General features: G+C 42.4%; 18 protein-coding genes. 11 read left to right on the top strand and 7 right to left on the bottom strand.

Annotation, left to right across the window (positions count from 1 at the left end):
• The first annotated feature begins 54 nt into the window (after positions 1 to 54).
• Positions 55 to 1362 (top strand): carbohydrate porin, encoded by a 1308-nt coding sequence (locus QZ407_RS08305; protein ID WP_295769667.1) that lies wholly within the window; start codon positions 55 to 57, stop codon positions 1360 to 1362.
• On the opposite strand, the gene QZ407_RS08300 is transcribed toward QZ407_RS08305, so the two are convergent.
• From QZ407_RS08300 to QZ407_RS08285, 4 genes are all read right to left on the bottom strand, one after another.
• A complete protein-coding gene (locus QZ407_RS08300; protein WP_295769664.1) occupies positions 1359 to 5141 on the bottom strand; it encodes an ATP-binding protein in 3783 nt (1260 codons plus the stop codon). The genes QZ407_RS08305 and QZ407_RS08300 overlap by 4 nt on opposite strands.
• A gap of 52 nt (positions 5142 to 5193) precedes the next feature.
• The gene (gene fabD, locus QZ407_RS08295; protein WP_295769662.1) at positions 5194 to 6081 is read right to left on the bottom strand and encodes an ACP S-malonyltransferase; all 888 of its coding nucleotides are present in this window, start codon (positions 6079 to 6081) and stop codon (positions 5194 to 5196) included.
• A 76-nt stretch (positions 6082 to 6157) separates the two neighbouring features.
• Complete coding sequence (folE, locus tag QZ407_RS08290; RefSeq protein ID WP_295769659.1) at positions 6158 to 6802, bottom strand: GTP cyclohydrolase I FolE; 645 nt, start codon at positions 6800 to 6802, stop codon at positions 6158 to 6160.
• A gap of 11 nt (positions 6803 to 6813) precedes the next feature.
• Positions 6814 to 7230, bottom strand: a complete 417-nt coding sequence (locus tag QZ407_RS08285) for a 6-carboxytetrahydropterin synthase (protein ID WP_295770200.1) — start codon at positions 7228 to 7230, stop codon at positions 6814 to 6816.
• A 63-nt stretch (positions 7231 to 7293) separates the two neighbouring features.
• Here QZ407_RS08285 and mqnB point away from each other — a divergent pair, with 63 nt between their 5' ends.
• The 4 genes from mqnB to QZ407_RS08265 all read left to right on the top strand — a co-directional run bounded on the left by mqnB (position 7294) and on the right by QZ407_RS08265 (position 9992).
• On the top strand, positions 7294 to 7995 hold the full coding sequence (mqnB, locus tag QZ407_RS08280; protein WP_295769657.1) for a futalosine hydrolase: 702 nt from the start codon (positions 7294 to 7296) through the stop codon (positions 7993 to 7995).
• Between the two features lie 51 nt (positions 7996 to 8046).
• A complete protein-coding gene (locus tag QZ407_RS08275) occupies positions 8047 to 8898 on the top strand; it encodes a 1,4-dihydroxy-6-naphthoate synthase (protein WP_295769656.1) in 852 nt (283 codons plus the stop codon).
• Positions 8899 to 8983: 85 nt separating this feature from the next.
• On the top strand, positions 8984 to 9328 hold the full coding sequence (locus tag QZ407_RS08270) for a carboxymuconolactone decarboxylase family protein (protein WP_157542570.1): 345 nt from the start codon (positions 8984 to 8986) through the stop codon (positions 9326 to 9328).
• Between the two features lie 40 nt (positions 9329 to 9368).
• On the top strand, positions 9369 to 9992 hold the full coding sequence (locus QZ407_RS08265; RefSeq protein WP_295769651.1) for a biopolymer transporter ExbD: 624 nt from the start codon (positions 9369 to 9371) through the stop codon (positions 9990 to 9992).
• Positions 9993 to 10003: 11 nt separating this feature from the next.
• On the opposite strand, the gene QZ407_RS08260 is transcribed toward QZ407_RS08265, so the two are convergent.
• Positions 10004 to 11521, bottom strand: coding sequence for a serine hydrolase (locus QZ407_RS08260; RefSeq protein ID WP_295769649.1), 1518 nt, complete (start codon positions 11519 to 11521; stop codon positions 10004 to 10006).
• Positions 11522 to 11620: 99 nt separating this feature from the next.
• On the opposite strand from QZ407_RS08260, the gene QZ407_RS08255 reads away from it, so the two are divergent.
• On the top strand, positions 11621 to 13804 hold the full coding sequence (locus tag QZ407_RS08255) for a S9 family peptidase (RefSeq protein ID WP_295769644.1): 2184 nt from the start codon (positions 11621 to 11623) through the stop codon (positions 13802 to 13804).
• Between the two features lie 71 nt (positions 13805 to 13875).
• On the opposite strand, the gene QZ407_RS08250 is transcribed toward QZ407_RS08255, so the two are convergent.
• Entirely contained in the window at positions 13876 to 16179 is a 2304-nt protein-coding gene (locus tag QZ407_RS08250; RefSeq protein WP_295769641.1) for a GH92 family glycosyl hydrolase, read from the bottom strand.
• Between the two features lie 137 nt (positions 16180 to 16316).
• Here QZ407_RS08250 and QZ407_RS08245 point away from each other — a divergent pair, with 137 nt between their 5' ends.
• The 5 genes from QZ407_RS08245 to QZ407_RS08225 all read left to right on the top strand — a co-directional run bounded on the left by QZ407_RS08245 (position 16317) and on the right by QZ407_RS08225 (position 19277).
• Positions 16317 to 16895: a LemA family protein gene (locus QZ407_RS08245; protein WP_157542573.1), complete on the top strand. Its 579-nt coding sequence runs from the start codon at positions 16317 to 16319 to the stop codon at positions 16893 to 16895.
• Positions 16896 to 17051: 156 nt separating this feature from the next.
• Positions 17052 to 17486: a TPM domain-containing protein gene (locus QZ407_RS08240; protein WP_295769638.1), complete on the top strand. Its 435-nt coding sequence runs from the start codon at positions 17052 to 17054 to the stop codon at positions 17484 to 17486.
• A gap of 13 nt (positions 17487 to 17499) precedes the next feature.
• Positions 17500 to 18309, top strand: coding sequence for a TPM domain-containing protein (locus QZ407_RS08235; protein ID WP_295769635.1), 810 nt, complete (start codon positions 17500 to 17502; stop codon positions 18307 to 18309).
• Positions 18266 to 18730, top strand: a complete 465-nt coding sequence (locus QZ407_RS08230; RefSeq protein WP_295769633.1) for a hypothetical protein — start codon at positions 18266 to 18268, stop codon at positions 18728 to 18730. Before QZ407_RS08235 ends, QZ407_RS08230 begins: the two co-directional genes overlap by 44 nt.
• Complete coding sequence (locus QZ407_RS08225; protein WP_295769630.1) at positions 18720 to 19277, top strand: NUDIX hydrolase; 558 nt, start codon at positions 18720 to 18722, stop codon at positions 19275 to 19277. Before QZ407_RS08230 ends, QZ407_RS08225 begins: the two co-directional genes overlap by 11 nt.
• A gap of 204 nt (positions 19278 to 19481) precedes the next feature.
• Here QZ407_RS08225 and dnaA read toward each other — a convergent pair whose 3' ends face one another.
• A complete protein-coding gene (gene dnaA, locus QZ407_RS08220; protein WP_157542578.1) occupies positions 19482 to 20909 on the bottom strand; it encodes a chromosomal replication initiator protein DnaA in 1428 nt (475 codons plus the stop codon).
• Between the last annotated feature and the right edge of the window lie 93 nt (positions 20910 to 21002).

Genomic DNA, 21002 nt, shown 5'->3' with positions numbered 1-21002 from the left:
ATATAAACACTTAAGTATGTGTATATATTTACTCTAATAAATTTCTAATAAGTAGTGAAAAAATCGCTTTTGCTGGTAACAGCTTTGTTAATGCCAGCAGTTTTACTCGCACAGGATACAACTAAATTGCAGCGTTTCAACCTGCATTTTCAACAAACTGTAATTACACAAACAAAACCGGGCTTTAAAGCCGCTTATACTGGTCAAAATAGCCTGTTGCCCCAAGGCGAAACAGCAACATCATTAACTACTACCCTTTATGGCGGTGCCCGTTTATGGAAAAGAGCTCAGGCTTACTTTAATACCGAAATGTCGGGCGGAGCGGGTTTTAGCAAAACATTGGGCGTGGCAGGTTTTCCGAACGGTGAAACTTTCAGGGTTGGAAGCGCCGAGCCTAAAATTTACATTGCACGCCTATTTGCATCACAAGTGTTTGAGTGGGGTAATGATTATGAAAATGTTGAGGACGATTTGAACCAACTTGCCGGCAAGAAAAGCAAACGATACATAAGCATTACAGCAGGTAAGTTTGGCATATCTGACTTTTTTGATAACAATAGCTTCAGCCATGATCCGCGTACACAGTTCATGAACTGGAGCTTAATGAGCAATGGTGCCTGGGACTACCCGGCCAATACACGTGGATACATTATTGGAGCAGTGGCCGAACTAGGTTTGCCCAATTGGTCTTTACGATATGCTTTCACCATGGTACCTACACAAGCCAACGGCTCGGTGTTAGATGAAAGAATTGGCAAGGCTAATACACAAACACTCGAGTATGAGCAGCGCTACAAGTTAAATGGTAATGCCGGCGCTTTACGCCTGATGGCTTTTTATAATAAGGGCAAAATGGGTAAGTATAATAATGCTGTTGCCGCAAATAGTTTAATGCCCGACATCAGCTCAGTTACCTCGTACGAAAACAAAAAGTACGGCTTTGGTATTAACGCCGAACAGTATTTAACGCCCGACTTTGGAATTTTTGCAAAGGCATCTTACAATGATGGAAAAACTGAAACATGGTTTTTTACCGAGATTGACCGCTCGGTAAGTTTAGGTGCTGTACTTAAAGGCACACGCTGGAAACGTGCCGATGATGAACTGGGTGCAGCCTTTGCAGGCAACGGAATATCTTCCGAACATCGTAAATATCTTGCAGCAGGTGGTTACGGATTTATTATAGGCGACGGCAGGCTAAACTACAGCACCGAAATGCTTGCTGAGCTGTACTACAAACTTAATGCCTACCAGCATAAGGTATGGCTAACGCCAGATTACCAATTTATAATTAACCCTGCTTATAACAAGGACAGGGGCCCGGTACATGTATTTGCCCTACGAGCCCACGTGGAGTTTTAAGCATTGTCAGCTTTAGGCTGAGCCTTCGGAAACTGCAGATAAAAGATTGTTCCCTTATTTAACTCTGTTTCGTAAGATACCTTACCGCCTGCGTTTTCAATGGAGTTTTTAATGAACGCCAAACCTAACCCGGTACCCGAGCTTTTGGTAGTAAAGTTTGGTTCGAAAATGCGTTCTCTTAGGTTTTCAGGTATACCATTTCCGTTATCACAAATCTTTAGTAGTATTTGATCACTTGATATTTCATAAATAATATCAACAATACCTAATCTATCGGGCGGCATTGCTTCAATTGCATTCTTTAGCAAATTATTAAAGCATCGTAAAAGCTGATCACGGTCGGCACTGATCATAAAAGGCTCTCCCGGCGCTTCATAATTAATGCGCACATTATCCATGTGCTTAAATATGATAACCGCCTGCCCAAGGGTTTCGAATATATCTAAACGCTCCATTTTGGTATCAGGCATTTTGGCAAAGGCCGAAAACTCCGAGGCGATGGATGATAAGCTTTCAATTTGTTCAACAAACGATTTGCTGAAACGCTCAAACTTCATATCAAACTTAGGATCTTTGTCTTTCCATGATTTTTCTAAAAGCTGTAAGCCAAGTTTTAGCGGCGTAAGCGGATTTTTAATTTCGTGAGCCACCTGCTTGGCCATTTCACGCCAGGCACTCTCCCGTTCAGATTGTGCCAGCTTATTTGCACTATGCTCCAAGGCGGCAATCATTTTATTATACTCTTTAACCAGTGCACCAATCTCATCATCACGCTCCCATTTAATAGGCTCATTCTTTTTGCCGTAAATGGTTTTACTCAGGTTATATTGTATAAAGCTTAACGGGTTGGTTATTTGACGGGCTACCAAAACGGCAAATACACCTATAGCTACGAAGATAAACGCGTAAATGTTGATCATAGCGTTCAGGAATGCGTTCAGGCGTTCATAGTAGTCGGTTTGGTTTGAAAAGTATGGTACCTGTAAATAACCGGTGGTAAGGTTTTGATTGTTGCGCAAAGGCACATAAGCTGTTTTATAACTTAATGCAGCAATTTTTTCATTGTTGATAAGCAATGATTTTTGCCTGCGGCTAAGCATTATATAAGCTTTTGCATGCATACGCCTTCCCAGCAAGCCATACTCGTAAATTTTTGGCTGAGTTGATATTACGGGCCTGCCCTGGGTATCAAACAATATTAAATCGGCCGAAAAATTATCAGCAAAATTATTGAACCTTACTTGTGTGGCTTCATCTATATTGCGTATTCCTCCCGGAAAGTAATTTTCAAACTTGGCAGCAATGGTGTTTATTTTATTGCTGATGGTTTCGTCCTGCTGCTCGAGGTATTGCGCTTTTATAGACCAATAGGTGATTAACCCTACTAATGCAAGTGTAAATACCACAGCAAATATCATTGAAAATTGGATGCGCGTTTTATACAGCAGCCTTTCAAACTTAAATCCTAAATTCCAGGTAATGTGCTGAGGAGTTATCTTAACAAATGTTATACGTTTCCAAAGCCATACAAACGTGATAAGCAACGCACTGAAAATCATTAACACTACAAAGAAGAAAGTTAAAGAGGCTATGTTATTGAGTATGCTGTTTACAGGCTTTGATACCACAATAACCTTACGCAAACTTGGCTGATATATCAGGTGACTGTAACGGGTAAAACGCTGCAACCATGATATATCATCATCGTCATTATTACTGCGGCTGCTTGTTTTAAATAAGTATTGCTTTAGCCTGCCTTTAAAATCGTTGTTGACAACATCGTAATCAAACTTCCCGCTTTGGCTTAGCAACCGCCCGTCACTATAAAATGCGTACGAGTACTCTTTAAACCGAGCATCGCTTCTAAGTTGATTTTCTATTAACAGCTCAGGAAAACTGCTGGTTGAATGTATAGGCTTTGCCTTTAACTCAATAATTACGGTTCCGAGGTTGGCTTCGCCCTCGTAAACAGGTATAATGGCAAAGTAATTTTGAAACCCGAAGTTCTCGCTCTCACGGTAAAAATACTGGCTCACCTTAAGCGAGCTGAATATTACCATGTCTTTAAAATCATTCAGGGCATAATTATTACCTTCAATAATGGCGTTTCCGCTTGAGTCAAATTCATGAACTTTGCAATCATAATCGGCCAGGTAACCATCAAAATACCTTTTAGCAAAGCGATTTTTCAAGAATCCCTCATTGTGCTCCTTTTCTTTAAAGTAATGAGCAAGTGCAGGGTCGGCCACAATACGCTTTTCAACCTTCTTAAATATGTTTATTATGCGTGGGTTTTCACCATCGTTTAACCGGGCAACAAGCTGCTTACGCGTTTCCTGCTCTTTGATTGATTCAAAATCGCTGAGCTTTACAGAAGCAATAAGGGCACAAATAAATATCATACCACCGTATGAAAGTGCTGTAAGCTCGCCGTTTATTTTACGGTTGGCATATAATCGTAACAGCACAAGTATTCCCCATAAAATGTAAAAAACCGTTGCGCTAAAGAAGAACGATACTATGGTAGCAATTAAAATGGCACCGGTAAAGATGCCCAGCTTAACATTGTCGGGTATATGAAGCTGTTTATTTATAGCCAACAATACTTCAACCAGCAAGTAAAATATCAGGAAGCCTACACAGGCCATTACAATACCTATTATGCTGTATACTGAAAGGCTTAACACGTTGTTTACATCAAAATTGATGTTAGAGTTTATTACAACCTCTTTAAACAGGTTAAGCAACCCTGTAGACACCAACACAAGCAATGCAACGCCGCCAGTGAATAAGGCATAGCATGATACGGCATTTAACCGGCCCAAGTCAATTTTAAAACGATTGGTGTAAATGTACCCTACAAACCATAGTGCAAAAAGCAAATTCAATATAATATCACCAAACGTGGGGAATACAGCATTTAATGAATATAAAGCCGGGTTGAACAGCGGCAGGTTATAACTAAAATCGGGAAAATTAAACCGGAGATTGATGAACCTGAGTATAATTATAGTAAGTGCAAGCAACCCAAACGCTGTAAATATTTTTTTGGTGTGCACAAAGTAGTTGCATATGCTGGTCACAAGCAGGCAAAAGGCAATTAAAGCAGCCACCCATAAACAAATTTCCCAGCCTAAGGATGTATAGTTAATAATGTTTGGGTTGAGCTTAACAGAAAACAGATACCTGTCATCAAAACTGTGAATATGGTAAACACTTTTATCGCCAAAATCGGCAATTTCCATGTTGGCTGCTTTTGAAAGCCCCGGTTCAAAATCGTTGTTTAAGTAAGCGTTCTGGAACGGATACTTGCTTTTGATGAATATGTAGGCTATAACAGTAAATTTACCTTCCGTTTTGCGAATGGCCTCATAGTAGCCGTTAGATTCCTTAACAAACGACCGGCCCTCGCGTACTTTAAGAGGATCTTCGTGAATAATTTTAATGCCTGTCCAAAAAGTAAGTTTGTTATTGTGGTATGCAAAAAGCCAAATACGCTTTTTTACAGTTATTTCATTAATATCTTCAAGCGCAGCTTTATCATTTTGCGGAAAAGTTTTAAGGCGCTCAAATGACTTGCCCGACAGTATCTGCTGAACTTCCTTCTCACGATGCTGCAAATTGCTTTGCAGTTGGTGAGCATTAGCAATAAAATCTGTTTGAGGAGTATAGCTACTGCGAACTACTATGGCTGTTAACAGCAAACTGGCGCATAGTATAGCAAGCCATATACGTATTTTGGCGTAGGTAGTCAATTTAGAAGGTGACGATTGAAGCATCAAATATATCATAAAAAACAAAAGCCGCTTTGGTTTGCGGCTTTTGTTATTTTTATGCGTTTACGGTTAAACTGCTTGTTTCGGCAGCACGATCAACCTTTTTAACCAGCCCCTGCAATACGTTGCCCGGTCCAACCTCTGTAAACGAGGTGGCTCCATCTTCAAGCATATGCTTTACAGTTTGTGTCCAGCGTACGGCACCGGTAAGCTGGGCAATCAAATTGCGTTTTATAGCTTCAGGATCGGTATAAGGCTTGGCATCAATGTTTTGATAAATTGGACAAACAGGTGCTTTAATATCAGTGTTCACAATAGCATATTCGAGCTCAACACGTGCCGATTCCATCAAAGGTGAGTGGAATGCACCACCTACGTTTAATACAAGGGCGCGTTTAGCTCCGGCAGCTTTCAGCTTTTCGCAAGCCAGCTCAACACCAGCAATAGTTCCTGATATTACCAGTTGCCCTGGGCAGTTGTAGTTAGCAGGAACCACTATATCACTTACCTGCTGACAAACGTCTTCAACGGTGAAATCATCTAAACCTAATACTGCAGCCATGGTTGATGGCTGTAGTTCGCAAGCCTTTTGCATAGCATTGGCACGTGCGGCAACCAATTTTAAGCCATCTTCAAATGATAAAGCACCGGCAGCAACCAAAGCCGAAAACTCACCCAATGAATGACCGGCAACCATTTCAGGTTTAAAATCATCATCCAAAACTTTAGCTAGTATAACTGAGTGCAAGAAAATAGCCGGCTGTGTTACGTTAGTTTGCTTAAGGTCTTCATCAGTACCGCTGAACATTAAATCTGTTATGCGGAAACCTAATATTTCATTTGCCTGCTCAAAAAGCTGGCGAGCTTGTTCATGGTTATCATAAAGATCTTTACCCATGCCCACAAACTGGGCACCCTGACCAGGGAAAATATATGCTTTCAAATTAATGAGTGATTTTAGTGAATGTTTGAATGAGTAATTTTATTGTCTCTTGGATCTTAACTCTTACCTCCGTAGCTTACGAAAGTTTACTTGCTATCAAATCCAAAAACTCTGTACGGGTTTTGTCTTTATAAAACTCACCGCTAAAGGCAGATGTTGTGGTTACCGAGTTTTGCTTTTGTACGCCGCGCATACTCATGCACAGGTGACGGCATTCAATAACTACACCTACGCCCAACGGATTAAGGGTTTGCTGTATACAATCGCGTATTTCATTGGTAAGGCGTTCCTGCACCTGAAGGCGGCGCGCAAAAACATCAACAATACGCGGAATTTTGCTCAAACCAACCACATGGCCGTTTGGAATATAAGCTACGTGTGCCTTACCAAAAAAAGGCAGCATGTGGTGCTCACACATTGAATATACTTCAATGTCTTTTACCACCACCATTTGGCTATACTCCTCCTTAAACATAGCCGATTTTAAAATTTCTTCGGCATTAAGGTCATAACCCTGGGTCAAAAACAACATGGCCTTGGCTACACGTTCGGGAGTTTTAAGCAAACCTTCGCGGGCTGGATTTTCACCAATTTGCGTAAGCACGTTATGATAGCTGGCCGAAAGGTTTTCGATCAGTTCGGGGTTATAACGGTCAATTTTTCGGTAACCGTCAATACCTGCGTCGCGGTTGGGCAGGTTGTCGTCGTCGTCGTCAAACATTGGGGTAATTGTTAATTGCCAAAGTATTCGGCACTATTGTTTTCAGTTTCGGCTAAACGTACTGAGTGTAAAAACACACCAGGATAAGCTTCGATAGGGTCTTTAAGCTGGTTAAATATTTCAATACAAAGTATTTCTGTTGAAGCCATTTTGCCTTCCATAAAGTCAACATCCTTATTAAGGTTTTTATGGTCGAGCTTTTCAATAACACGGTCGTTAATAATTTGCTTCAGTTCCTTAAGGTCAATAAGGTAACCTGTTTCGTAGCTTATTTCGCCTTTTACAGTTACATAAAGGTTGTAATTGTGCCCATGCCAGTTTGGATTGGCGCACTTTCCAAACACTTCCTGGTTTTTCTCGGCGCTCCACTCTTCACGGTACATGCGGTGTGCAGCATTAAAATGCTCTCTGCGCGTTATATGTATCATCATAACAATAATTGGTGCAAATATACAAAACAAAAACAGGCAAGTTGTTTTATCTTAGCCTGTATGAATATATTGGTGGTTGCTGCAACGCGTGAAGAAATTAGTGGAGTAATATCGGAATTTGGAGGTCAGGTATTAGATTCGGCAGTTGCTAACCCATTTACAGGCCATGCCATCAATCAAAAAAATTCCGAAATTAACCATCCCAAACCCAACATTTCAATAACCGGTGTAGGGATGACGGCCACAGCTTTTGCGCTGGGAAGGCATCTGGCTACTAACCAATATGATTTGGCCATTAACCTTGGCATTGCCGGAAGTTTTGACCGCAACATTGCCTTAGGAACTGTTGTTGAAGTTGTGGAAGATACCTTTACCGAACTTGGTGCCGAAGATGATACCCGTTTCATAACACTTGAGCAACTTGGCTTTGGCCGTACGGTTTATAAAACCAGAAGCCGCGTTATTGACTATTTGCCCGGTGAAAATCTTTGGAAAGTTACTGCCGCCACAGTAAATACCGTACATGGCGAAGATGCTTCAATTGCCAAACTACACCAGCGTATAGCACCGCAGTTGGAAAGCATGGAGGGAGCAGCTTTTTTCTACGCCTGCGAACAAGCGGGCATACCGGCGTTGCAAATCAGGGCAGTGTCAAATTACGTAGAAAAACGCAACCGCGAGGCATGGAACATTGGGCTGGCCGTTAAAAATCTGAATACATTTGCAACCAAACTGCTGTTGTCAATTGGAGATAAATCTTAAGTCTATCACCAATTCTTAATGGGTTACGGCAACACATACCCGCTATTGCTTATGAAATTAACTCTCGGCTTTTCGCCATGCCCTAATGATACTTTTATTTTTGATGCCCTTATTCATCATAAAATTGATACCGAAGGTTTAGATTTTGAGGTTTTTTATGATGATGTAGAAACCCTCAACCAAAAGGCTATGCGTAGCGAGTTGGACATTACCAAGCTCAGCTATCACGCCTTTGCTTACTTGGCTAATAAATATGTATTGCTGGATGCCGGCAGCGCGCTTGGGTTTGGCGTTGGCCCTATGCTGATTTGCAAACATGACCCGGATGAATTACGCAATCAACTTGATGCGCACAACTCACCCCTCACAATCGGCATCCCGGGCAAATACACTACTGCCAACTTTTTGTTGAGCCTGGCGTTCCCGGGTGCTACCAACAAAAAAGAACTTGTTTTTTCAGACATAGAGCAAGCGGTATTAGACGGCCGCGTTGACGCCGGACTTATCATTCATGAAAACCGCTTTACTTATCAGGACAAAGGGTTAAAAAAAATCATCGATTTAGGTGATTACTGGGAAAAGCAAACCGGTTGTGCAATTCCTTTAGGGGGCATTGTAGCCAATCGCAATTTGCCCGCCGATGTACAGCACAAGGTAAACCGGATATTGCGTCGGTCGGTTGAATTTGCTTTTGCTAATCCTAAATCGGGACTAGAATTTATCCGTTCACACGCCCAGGAAATGAGCGAAGAAGTGATGTATAAACATATTGAGCTGTATGTAAATAAATACTCGGTTGATTTGGGAGAAGAAGGCAAGAAGGCAATACAACTGATGTTTGATACAGCTCACGAAAAAAACATTATACCTCCAATTGCCGAAAGCCTTTTCTTGAATAATTAACTATCTTCTTACGTAGGTATTCATTGCTGCGCTAAAATTGATATAAACAGTAGCATTCAATCACTAAATTTTAAAATAACACACCATGGGACAACTTATAGATGATTTTAATAACTATCGCACTAAAATGAACGATAGGATTATGGAATCGGCTAATACCAATATCAAACGCTTTTTTGCCTTAGATACCACCACTTACGCCGACGGCGCTTTAGATGTTAAAACTAAGGAAATGCTTGGCCTGGTTGCCAGCATGGTACTCCGTTGCGACGATTGTATTAAATATCATTTAGGCAAATGCCATGAGGCTGGTGTAAACCATGCCGAAATGAACGAAATATTCATGATAGCAAACCTGGTTGGCGGCTCTATTGTAATACCGCACTACCGCCGTGCGGTTGAGTACTGGGATGAGCTGAATGCGCAGTAAATCGAAATTTGTATCTTGCAATAACAAATCTTAATGCAAGATGGCGGCATCAAAGCCAAGACGGATTTTTCCATATATTGACATGACGGCCATGTGCGATGTAGCATTTTTGCTGCTACTGTTTGTTATGTACATTGGCCGACCCCGTGACATCACTGCACCAATCGATGTTAAGCCCCCTGTAACTCATCGTTTAGATATCAGCGATACTGACGGCGATTATTTAACCGTTTATCTTAAGCACAACAAAGTTTATCTGGGTTTTGATAACATTCCGTGGTTGAGGCAACAAGCATTAATGGCAATGGCCGCCGACCGAAATATAACATTCACCGCTAACCAGATAGATAAATTCGGGCGAATAGGTAACTTCGGTGACCCAATGTTAGAAATGAGCGATTTTATTCAAGACTATGGGTGTTTTGATAAAGAACGGCACTTAAAAGGTATTCCTATTGATAATACCAAAAACAATGAGTTTTTTAAATGGATAAGCACCTCACGCACTATCTATAATAAATACACCGGCCATGAACTACGGGTTGCAATACGTGGCGAGCAAGAGGAAAAGTACTCCGTTATTAAGCTGATCATCGCCAACTTACAACGGCAAAATATTAATAAATTTAACCTGATTACTCAATATGTTAATAAAAAGCGCTGACCCATCCCGGCTTATTTCTTCTTAAACTCGTACGGCGTATACTCAACAAAATCGGCTACCTTAACCTGTACGCTTACCACCTTATTACCCTGAACGGTGAACGGGAATACCGCGCGGCCAAACTCCGGGTCAGAGAAGGTGGCAAAAAACCGGTTACCGCCTAATGGCTGAAGCCTTGCAAATAACTTAGGGTGATGCTCAAAGCGAACTTCCAAATCGTTCGCAGCATCACCTTTACTTATGGTAATGTTACCGTAAAGATCATTAGTGTATTTGCCGGTGTACTCACCTATACTCAGTGCCGGGCGCAAATTCAATAGCGTACTGTCTCTCCAGCTTTTTTCCTGTTGCAAAATGCGTTGCTGATAGGCCTTCGTTTCGGCCAGGGCCGCATCAGCATGGCTGCGGAACGGCTGTTTGATGTACGCATCAATAATATCAAGATTGAGCGTTTCTATAAGGTTATTTTGATCGTTGTTAGTTAAAATCACTATCCCAAGGTTTTGATCGGGCACCAGTGTAACAGATGATACATAACCATTTACCCCACCCGTATGCATTACCACACGATGACCTTTATAGCCCTGCAAAAACCATCCCAGTCCGTAAGCGCTAAAGCCGCCGTCTTCACCGCCGCCTACCAAAATTTGCGGCTGCCGTGTGGCGCGTATTGCTGCTGCAGGTATTACCTCCCGCTGTCCGGTTTTGCCATTGGCCAGCAACGCCAGCACCCACTTGCACATATCATTGGCCGATGAGCTTATACTACCGGCAGGTGCCAGGTTATCAATTTGCGGGTATGGAATGGCAGCCAGCCGGCCATCAATAAAAGTATGTGCGGCGGCTTTGTTAAACGAGGTTGATAAATCTTTTGATAACGCAACCGTACTGCTCATTCCCAGAGGTGCAAAAATTGTTTCCTTTATATACTGCTCCCATTTCTTTTTAGTGATACGCTCTATAGCTTCTCCGGCTGTTAAAAAGGCTGCATTGGTATACCCCCAACGGCTTCTAAATGGGTAAAGCGGTTTTATATGGCTCATTTTCTCAATTACCTGTTCGCGTGTTAAGTCGCTGGTCCAGTAAGTAAAATCACCCTGAAAAGTACCAAACCCTATACGATGGCTAAGCAAATCGCGCAGGGTAACCATGTTGGTTATCTCTTTACTTTCCAATTTAAATTCCGGAACGTATTTAGTAACCCTGTCATCCAACGAAATTTTACCTTGCGCCTGCAGTGTAGCCAGCGCTGTGGCGGTAAAAGCCTTGGTGTTGCTGCCAATCATAAAAAGGGTATTTTCATCCACTTTGGCAGCTACGCCCAGCTCTTTAATTCCATACCCTTTGCGTAGTATTATACGTCCGTCTTTAACAATACAAACCGCAGCACCGGGTACACGCCAGTTAGTGAGCGATTTGCTGATGAGGTTATCAAGACTATCTGTAATGAATTTGTTGCGGTTAGCATTTTGCGCTTCAGCTCCAAGGCAAAAAAGGCCGGTAACAAGTAGTAAAGAGAGTTTTTTCATAATCAGGACAGCCGCAATAATTGATTAAAATATTAATTTAACGCAATTTTTATAGCAGCATTATTTACGCTGCTAAGGTATTTCAAAATTTAATATAGTATGAACATGAAATTTCGCCGCCCGGTTTTAAGCATATTGCTGATAGTTTTGGCAACGCTCATAAACTATGCGGCCAAAGCCCAGGGCGGATTGCAGTGGGCCAAAGATGGTTACCATTATTACAGCATTCAAAACGGCGAAATTGTTGAGCTGGACATCAGGGCTGCCGATCAAAAAAATGTGATAGTAACACAGCAGGCGTTAACGCCGGCAGGCAAAGCTGCAATAAGGGTACGCCGCTTCTCGTTTTCTAACGACAGGCAAAAAGTGCTTATTAATACCAACACTAAACGCGTTTGGCGTCAGGACACCCGGGGCGATTATTGGGTGTATGATATCAGCAGCAAAAAGCTTACTCAAATAGGCAAATCGCGCCCGCAGTCTTCACTCATGTTTGCCAAAATATCACCCGATGGCACCAAGGCCGCTTATGTAAGCGAGCATAACGTGTACGTTGAAGATTTGAACACCGGAGCAATAAAGGCGTTAACCAGTGATGGCACCAAGCGTTTAATAAACGGAACATTTGACTGGGCTTACGAAGAAGAATTTGATTGCCGCGATGGATTCCGCTGGTCGCCAGATAGCCGTAGCATTGCTTATTGGCAAATTGACGCTACCAAAATACGCAACTATCTGATGCTTAACACAACCGATTCTACCTATTCTTACACTGTACCGGTAGAGTACCCGGTAGCTGGTACCAATCCAAGCTCATGCAAAATTAAGGTAGTAAGCGTAGCCGATGGCAAAACAGTTGATGTTAACGTTCCGGGCGATGCCATACAGCACTACATTCCACGCATGGAGTGGGCCGGAAACAGCAACGAACTTATTATACAACAGCTTAACCGCGCTCAAAACGAAAGCAAAATATTTTTATGCCCGGTAAACGGTTCGGCTTCAAAAGCTATATACACCGAAACTGATAAGGCTTGGGTAGATGCAAAAGCTGCACCCGAAGGCTGGGACTGGATTGAAAAAGGCAAAAAGTTTATTTGGCTGAGCGAAAAAGACGGCTGGCGCCATGCTTACAGCATTGACCGCCAGGGCAAGGAAAAATTGCTAACTCCGGGCAAGTATGATGTTATAAGCTTAAACCTTATTGACGAGGCTAATGGCTTTATTTATTTTATGGCTTCGCCTGATAATGCTACACAAAAATATTTATACCGCGTAAAGCTAAGCGGTGGTGCACCTCAACGTGTTTCACCAGCCAACCAGCCGGGCACACACCGTTATGATATTGCACCTAACGGCCTGGTGGCTATTCACTCATTTAACAACAGCTTTACCTCGCCGGTGCGCGAAACCATTGGTCTTCCTGCCCATACGCCGCTTGATGGTAAACCTACTGCCATTAACGTTAACGCTGCTGCTGCTGTAAATAAACCCGAATTTTTTAAGGTAACAACAGCCGATGGCATTACTATGGACGGATGGATGAAAAAGCCAACCAACTTTGATGCTACTAAGAAATACCCTATTGTATTTTACGTTTATGGCGAACCTGCCTCTCAAACTGCAGCTGATACTTACGGAGCCGGAATGAACTTTGAGTATGCCGGTAACATGGCCGATGATGGTTACATTTACGTATCAATGGATAACCGCGGCGCGCCGGTAGCCAAAGGCAGGGAATGGCGCAAAGCTATTTACCGCAGCATTGGTACACTAAACGTAAGAGACCAGGCTATGGCGGCTAAGGAGTTATTTAAAAAGCATAGCTTTATTGATACCTCACGCGTAGCTGTTTGGGGATGGAGCGGTGGTGGATCATCAACGCTTAACCTTATGTTTCAATACCCTGATGTTTATAAAACAGGCATAGCAGTTGCAGCTGTTGGCAACCAGTTAACGTATGATAATATTTACCAAGAACGTTATATGGGCGTGCCTGTAAATGACGAAGCACGTTCATACTTCGTAAAAGGTTCGCCGGTTACACATGCAAAAAACCTGCGCGGAAACCTGCTTTACATACACGGCACCGGCGATGATAACGTACATTACAACAATGCTGAGCAACTAATAAATGAGCTTGTAAAGTATAACAAGCAATTCCAGCTAATGTCATACCCTAACCGTACGCATGGCATATCTGAAGGTTTGGGAACCAGCCAGCATTTAAGCACGCTGTATACCAAATTTCTAAAAGAGCATTGCCCTCCGGGCGGCAGGTAATCATATTATGCACTTTTAACAAAAAAAGGGTTCGATTATATATAATCGAACCCTTTTTTATTCTAATGACCTTATTTATGCTTACTGCCCATAAAGAAGGTTATTTCTCCCCCGTTCATAATATCGGCATGCTTAATATTCAGGCCCTCCAGCGGTTTGCCATTAAGAAGCACCTTTTGCACATAAACATTTTTATCGCTTTGATTTTTTGCCGTAACGGTAAAAGTTTTGCCGCCCGGCAGTTTAACCGTGGCTGCATGTATAGCAGGGCTGCCCAGGGCATACTCATCACTGCCTGGCGCTACAGGGTAAAAGCCAAGGTTGGTAAAAATGAACCAGGCACTCATTTGGCCGGTGTCATCATTGCCGCCCAGTCCATCAGGTGTTGGCTTGTACATTTTAGGGAGTATCATGCGCACCCGCTCCTGTGTTTTCCATGGCTGGTTAGTCCAGTTGTACAGGTAGGCTACATGGTGCGATGGTTCGTTGCCATGCACATAATTTCCAATTATACCATCGCGCGTTATGTCTTCAGTTTCCTCAAAAAACTTATCAGGCAGGTGCATGGTGAACAATGAATCTAGGTAAGGTATAACACGTTTATTGCCTCCCATAATTTCTATCAGCCCTTTAGGGTCATGCGGGGCAAACAGTGTATAATTCCAGGCATTGCCTTCAATAAAGCCCTGCCCTATGGTGGTTAGCGCATCAAACTTTGGCCTGAAGCTGCCATCGGCCAATCGTGGGCGCATAAAGCCCGAAGCCTTGTCATACACGTTACGGTAGTTTTGTGCACGCTTGTTAAACTCTTCGTAGATATCCTGCTTGCCCAACTTTCTAGCCAGTTGTGCAATACACCAGTCATCGTAGGCATATTCCAGTGTGCTTGATACCGATACGCCGTTACGTTCATCGGGTATGTAACCTTTATCTATATAATAACCAATTCCTTCGTAATCGCGCTTGCGTGCAGTGGTAACGCAGGCCTCCAGTGCCTTATTAACGTCAATACCTGCAGCATTTCCTTTAATAATAGCATCGGCAACTACTGATACGCTGTGATAGCCCGACATGCACCAGTTTTCGTTACCCGAGTTTGACCATACCGGCAACATATGCTCCGGGCTTTGGTCAAAATGGGCCAGCATTGATTTCACCATATCGTTATTACGCTGCGGATCAATGATGTTAAACAGCGGATGCAAGGCACGGTAAGTGTCCCACAAAGAGAAGGTGGTATAATTAGTGAAGCCATTAGCCTTATGCACGTTTTGATCTAAACCTTTATACTGCCCGTCCGCATCCATGTAAATGGTAGGATTTATGAGCGTATGGTAAACGGCAGTGTAAAAGTTTTCTTTAACCGCTTTGCTTGGAGTTTGTATCACAATTTTTTGCAATTCACTCTCCCATTGTTGCTGTGCAGCAGCTTTTACCTTATCAAAATTCCATCCAGGCACTTCGGCCTGCATATTATCAATTGCTCCCTGCATACTCACGGGTGATAACGCCATTTTAATTTTTATCTTCTCCCCAGCAATAGTCTTGAAGTCGAAATAAGCCTTTATGCGCTGACCTCCAATTTCAGGGAAGTTTTTGTTTTGATTAAACTTGCCCCAAAACCCGCGATAAACCTGCCGGGGTGATTCATTACGGAAACCATGTGATGTAATGGGTTTTGAAAAACGCATGGCAAAATACAGCACCCGGTTTTTAGCCCAGCCATTGGTTTGACGAAAGCCTGTAACCAAAGTATCATTCACTACCCTAACGTACGTCCATACATTTTTATCAGGATAATTATATATACCAGCCGTTAAATCAAGCACGATGTGTGCATCATCAGCTTTTGGGAATGTATATTGATGAAAACCCACGCGGGTGCTGGCGGTCATTTCAGCTGTGATATTATAATCATCAAGTTTGGCCTTGTAGTAACCAGCCTCGCTTACTTCATTCTGGTGCGAAAAGCGTGAGCGGTAACCACTACCCGGCTTATCGGCAGTACCCGGATTAAGCTTTAAGGCGCCAACCGTTGGCATAATTAAAAAATCACCTAAATCTGAGTGCCCGGTACCGCTAAAATGCGTATGGCTGAAACCAGTAATGGTTTTGTCTTCATACTGGTAACCGGCACAATACTCATAAACCCGCGGATTGTACTTGCCATTTAATTCATAGCTAATACTATCCGTTTCGGGGCTTAACTGTACCATACCGAACGGAACGGTTGCACCCGGATAAGTATGCCCCATGCGCTGGGTACCAATAATTGGTTTAACATAGCTCACCAGTTTTTGACCGGTTTGTTTTTGACCGCAAACCACCAGCGAGCCAAACGTTAGTAGTATAAACGGCAGATAACTTTTTTTCACTTTTTGCAGATTTATAAATAGTTGATTCCAAACATAATTGCCATATTGGCATTACAACATTATAGCTGTAACAACGGTACAGCATTTGTAATCTAACTACCAAAGTTCAACTTTAATCAAAAATTAAGAAGAAAAACATGAAAAAATTATTTTCAGCCATATTGCTTATCATGGCGGCCATGTCAATGAGTTCATGCGGCTATAACAGCATTGTAAAAATGGACGAAGATACCAAAGCCAAATGGGGTGCCGTACAAAGCCAGTATCAACGCCGCGCCGATTTAATTCCCAACCTTGTATCTACCGTTAAAGGTGTGGCTAACTTTGAAAAAAGTACACTTACAGAAGTAGCAGAGGCCCGGGCAAAAGCAACATCGGTACAGGTTGATGCTTCAAAATTAACCCCGGAAACCGTACAAAAATATCAGCAGGCACAAGGCGAACTCAGCACAGCTTTAGGCCGCTTGTTAAGCGTAACTGAAAACTACCCAACATTGCGTGCAAACGAAAACTTTACCGCATTGCAAGGCCAGTTAGAAGGAACGGAAAACCGCATAAGTGTTGCCCGTATGGATTTTAATAGCTCGGTGCAGGCTTATAACGGAAAAATACGTTCGTTTCCAAATAACCTTACTGCAAAAATGTTTGGCTTTACGCCAAAAGGTTATTTTGAGGCCGATGCTACTGCTCAAAAAGCTCCTAAGGTTGAGTTTTAACTTTTAGTAAGTTTGGCATATAGAAGGTTTTATTTCGCCAATAAGGGATTATGGTTTACTGACGGTTAAACAGGTAAAACTTGATCTTGTATTGGCGAAACCTTACAAAAGCCACTGAAATTACTTCAATAACCGGTGGAAAATCATCAAACAACAATGAAGTTTAACGACGAAGAACAGCAGAAAATAAGGCAGGCCATTGAGCGTGCCGAGCAATACACTTCAGGCGAAATCAGGATATGCGTTGAAAAGTCGTGCAAGGAGGACAACCCGATAGACAGAGCAGCAACCTACTTTTATAAGCTTGAAATGGATAAAACCAAGCTGCGTAATGGTGTGCTAATTTACATTGCAACCGTCGACCATAAATTTGCCATTATTGGCGACGAAGGAATAAACAAACTGGTGCCGCCCGATTTTTGGGATAAAACCAAAGAAAGCATGCTTCGCTATTTTAAAGAGGGCGATTTACTGCAAGGAATTATTATAGGCATTGAATATGCCGGTAAACAACTACAGCGTTACTTTCCAACTAACGCAGGTGATAAGAATGAGCTGTCAGACGATATTGTGTTTATAGACGGTGACTAATCAGATTTAGAAGATGCTAAAAAAATCATTGTTGCTACTCCATTTACTGCTTATAGGGCTAATGGGTTCGGCACAAAAATTTCCGCCACGTTCAACCACTCTGGTTACCGATTATACCAACTCTCTTTCGGCAGATGATAAGCAGCGGCTGGAAAACAAACTGGTTGCGTTCAACGATTCTACCTCAACACAGGTTGCGGTTGTACTCATTAAATCGGTTGGTAATTATGATATTGCCCAGTATGGAGCCTTGCTTATACGCGAATGGGGTATTGGCCAGAAAGATAAGAATAACGGCGTACTTGTTTTAGCAGCAATAAACGACCGGAAAATAACTATTCAAACCGGTTATGGCGTTGAAGGTGCGTTGACAGACGCCGCAACACAACAAATTATACAACAAAACATTAAGCCTAACTTTAAGGCCGGAAACTACTATAAAGGCCTTGATGAAGCTACGGATGAAATAATCAAGTATACCAAAGGCGAATACAAAGCTGACAAAAAACCTGCCGACAGACCTCGTAAGAACAAGAAAGACGGAGGTAGCTCAACGGCTATAATCATCATTGTTGCTATTGCAATTTACTTAATATTCCGTAACAAAGGCGGCGGCGGAGGCGGACAGGTTATTGGCCGTCGTGGCGGTGCAAGTCCGTTTTGGTGGTTTTTAGCCGGCAACATGCTTGGTGGCGGTGGCCGCGGTAGTGGCTGGGGTGGCGGCAGTTCTGGCGGAGGCTGGGGCGGCGGAAGCTCCGGAGGCGGTTTTGGCGGCTTTGGTGGCGGCAGTTCAGGTGGCGGAGGCAGCAGCGGAAGCTGGTAAAATTTTAGATATGTATCGTAAAGATTATTTTTTGAACGAAACCCAGCGTATGGCTCAGATAATAGCCAGGTTATTGGGGCTAAAAGACAAGGCCGAAAGCAGGGAAGAGCTTCAACATGTTTATAATCATACGCTTGCTATCGAGTTTAGTATAACTGAAAAAGAATTGCTTGAGCTATCTTTAGAAGACTTTAAACAGTGGCTTATCAACCAAAACTTTAGTGCAGTTAAGTTAGATGCTCTTGCACAAGTTTTATACCTGCGTGCCGAGCCTCACGAAAACGATGTGCACGCGTCACTGCTTATGCAAAAAATAATTACTGTATATGATATGCTGGAACAAGAGCACCATCAGCAATCATTTGAAAATATTGGCAAACGTGCGGCCATACAAAACTATTTGAAACAACATGGCGCCTGACCTTAAGTGGACTGTACTATCATCTGAATATATACACAGGGGGCCGTGGGCTACTCTACGGACTGACAAGTGCCTTATGCCCGACGGACGTATTGTTCCTCAATACTATGTACTTGAGTATCCTGATTGGGCTAACGCTGTAGCTATAACCGAGGATAACAAGATACTTATGGTAAGGCAATACCGTCATGCCGCAGGCGTAGTATCACTCGAAATACCGGGTGGTGTTATTGAGCCTGGCGAAGAGCCTATAACAGGCATGAAACGTGAGCTATTGGAAGAAACCGGTTACTCATTCAGTAGCATGGAGCTGCTTTGTAAGCTTCATGCAAATCCTTCAACAGGCAACAACATTACCCACTGCTACATTGCTTGCGGCGGTAAAAAAATACAGAACCAGCACCTTGACGAGCAGGAACAAATTATAGTTGAAGAGTATACCATTGACGAAGTAAAACAGCTTTTGGCCGAAAACAAAATAACACAGGCGTTGCATGTAAGCACGTTGTTTTATGCGCTGGTAAAGTTGGGTGCAATGCAATGGTAAAGCGGCTTAGCATACTTTAAAGCTCTCTTCCTCCTTTGAAACTATATTATAGCATTATCTGATTTTGTGCTTTCAAGCTTACCTGGTTGTGCAGTGATCAGAGATAACCTATCCTGTCATAATTCCTGGAAAATTTATTTATAAAAAAGCCCCGCACGAAAGGCGGGGCCGGGTTATAATTGGTTAGTAAAAGTACGAATTGAATTAAGCCATTTTCAGCTTTTTCTGAATATCGGCAACGTAGCCTTTAAATTTCTTATCGGTATCAATTAAATCTTCAACGGTTTGGCAAGCGTAAATCACAGTAGAGTGATCACGACCACCGAAGAAATTACCGATTGATTTAAGTGAACTCTTGGTGTGTGCCTTAGCCAGGTACATTGATATTTGACGGGCCTGTACAATCTCGCGCTTGCGGGTTTGAGATTTTACCATATCAACCGGCACTTCAAAGTATTCGCACACCAGGCTTTGTATATATTCGATAGAAATTTCCTTAACAGAATTTTTTACAAAGTTCTTTAACATCGATTTAGCAAGCGCCAAATCAATTTCCTTACGCATAAGGGTTGATTGTGCCAGTAACGACACCATAGCGCCCTCCAGCTCACGAATGTTGTTATCAATGTTATGGGCAACGTACTCAATTACATCATCAGGCAGCTCAATACCGTCCTGATAGGTTTTGTTTTTGAGTATGGCCATTCGGGTTTCTAAATCAGGTGTCTGCAAATCGGCAGATAAGCCCCATTTAAAGCGCGATAGTAAACGCTCTTCCAAACCAGCCAAATCTTTTGGTGCCTTGTCTGATGTAATAATCAACTGGCGGCCTGACTGGTGCAGGTGGTTGAATATATGGAAGAAGAAATCCTGTGTTTTTTCCTTACCGGCAAAGTTGTGCACATCATCCATAATGAGCACATCAATAGCCTGGTAAAAGTTAACAAAATCGTTTATATTGTTATGCTTGAGCGCATCAACAAACTGCTGGGTAAACTTCTCGCACGATACGTATAAAACCAGCTTATCAGGCAGGGTTCGTTTAATTTCGTTACCTATGGCTTGTGCCAGGTGAGTTTTACCCAAACCAACACCACCATATATCATTAACGGGTTAAACGATGTACCTCCCGGCTTTGCAGCAACAGCATAACCTGCTGAGCGTGCTAAACGGTTACAATCTCCCTCTACAAAATTTTCAAAAGTATAATTCTGATTTAACTGCGGATCAACATGCAGTTTTTTTAAGCCAGGTATTACAAAAGGGTTCTTGATATCTTTATTCAAAGAAATAGGAACCGGCATACTCTGATTTTTAGCCTCCGCACCATTACCATTTGATGGCATATTAGTAGTGTAAGGCTTGTTTGATGACGATTGTTCTACCACAATGTTATACTCAAGCCGGCCTTCGTCGCCCAGCTGCTTTTTTATTGTTTTACGTAACAACCCCACGTAATGTTCCTCCAACCACTCGTAAAAAAATAAACTAGGCACCTGTATAGTCAGAACGCTGCCATCCAACCTCAAAGCCTTAATTGGCTCGAACCAAGTTTTAAAACTTTGGGTCGGGATATTGTCCTTAATAATCTGCAAGCAGCTATTCCAAACGTTAGTACAGGTTTTTTCCATATATCATTTAAAGATAAAATGCTGATTTCCAAAGCCCCAAACAGCTCGAAGATGAGAGCAGTACGGAACATCGAATATTCGAAAAAAAAGCGG

Origin of the sequence: uncultured Mucilaginibacter sp. (assembly GCF_913773635.1) — a bacterium.
GTDB lineage: Bacteria > Bacteroidota > Bacteroidia > Sphingobacteriales > Sphingobacteriaceae > Mucilaginibacter.
The sequence above is the reverse complement of the archived record's forward strand: the minus strand, read 5'-3'. Positions and strand labels throughout refer to the sequence as shown.

Bases quoted from the DNA above. Each gene is read 5' to 3' on its own strand.
- QZ407_RS08300 (WP_295769664.1), bottom strand. From the start codon at position 5,141: ATGCTTCAATCGTCACCTTCTAAATTGACTACCTACGCCAAAATACGT.
- folE (WP_295769659.1), bottom strand. From the start codon at position 6,802: ATGTTTGACGACGACGACGACAACCTGCCCAACCGCGACGCAGGTATT.
- QZ407_RS08285 (WP_295770200.1), bottom strand. From the start codon at position 7,230: ATGATACATATAACGCGCAGAGAGCATTTTAATGCTGCACACCGCATG.
- mqnB (WP_295769657.1), top strand. From the start codon at position 7,294: ATGAATATATTGGTGGTTGCTGCAACGCGTGAAGAAATTAGTGGAGTA.
- QZ407_RS08275 (WP_295769656.1), top strand. From the start codon at position 8,047: ATGAAATTAACTCTCGGCTTTTCGCCATGCCCTAATGATACTTTTATT.
- QZ407_RS08270 (WP_157542570.1), top strand. From the start codon at position 8,984: ATGGGACAACTTATAGATGATTTTAATAACTATCGCACTAAAATGAAC.
- QZ407_RS08265 (WP_295769651.1), top strand. From the start codon at position 9,369: ATGGCGGCATCAAAGCCAAGACGGATTTTTCCATATATTGACATGACG.
- QZ407_RS08260 (WP_295769649.1), bottom strand. From the start codon at position 11,521: ATGAAAAAACTCTCTTTACTACTTGTTACCGGCCTTTTTTGCCTTGGA.
- QZ407_RS08255 (WP_295769644.1), top strand. From the start codon at position 11,621: ATGAACATGAAATTTCGCCGCCCGGTTTTAAGCATATTGCTGATAGTT.
- QZ407_RS08245 (WP_157542573.1), top strand. From the start codon at position 16,317: ATGAAAAAATTATTTTCAGCCATATTGCTTATCATGGCGGCCATGTCA.
- QZ407_RS08240 (WP_295769638.1), top strand. From the start codon at position 17,052: ATGAAGTTTAACGACGAAGAACAGCAGAAAATAAGGCAGGCCATTGAG.
- QZ407_RS08235 (WP_295769635.1), top strand. From the start codon at position 17,500: ATGCTAAAAAAATCATTGTTGCTACTCCATTTACTGCTTATAGGGCTA.
- QZ407_RS08225 (WP_295769630.1), top strand. From the start codon at position 18,720: ATGGCGCCTGACCTTAAGTGGACTGTACTATCATCTGAATATATACAC.
- dnaA (WP_157542578.1), bottom strand. From the start codon at position 20,909: ATGGAAAAAACCTGTACTAACGTTTGGAATAGCTGCTTGCAGATTATT.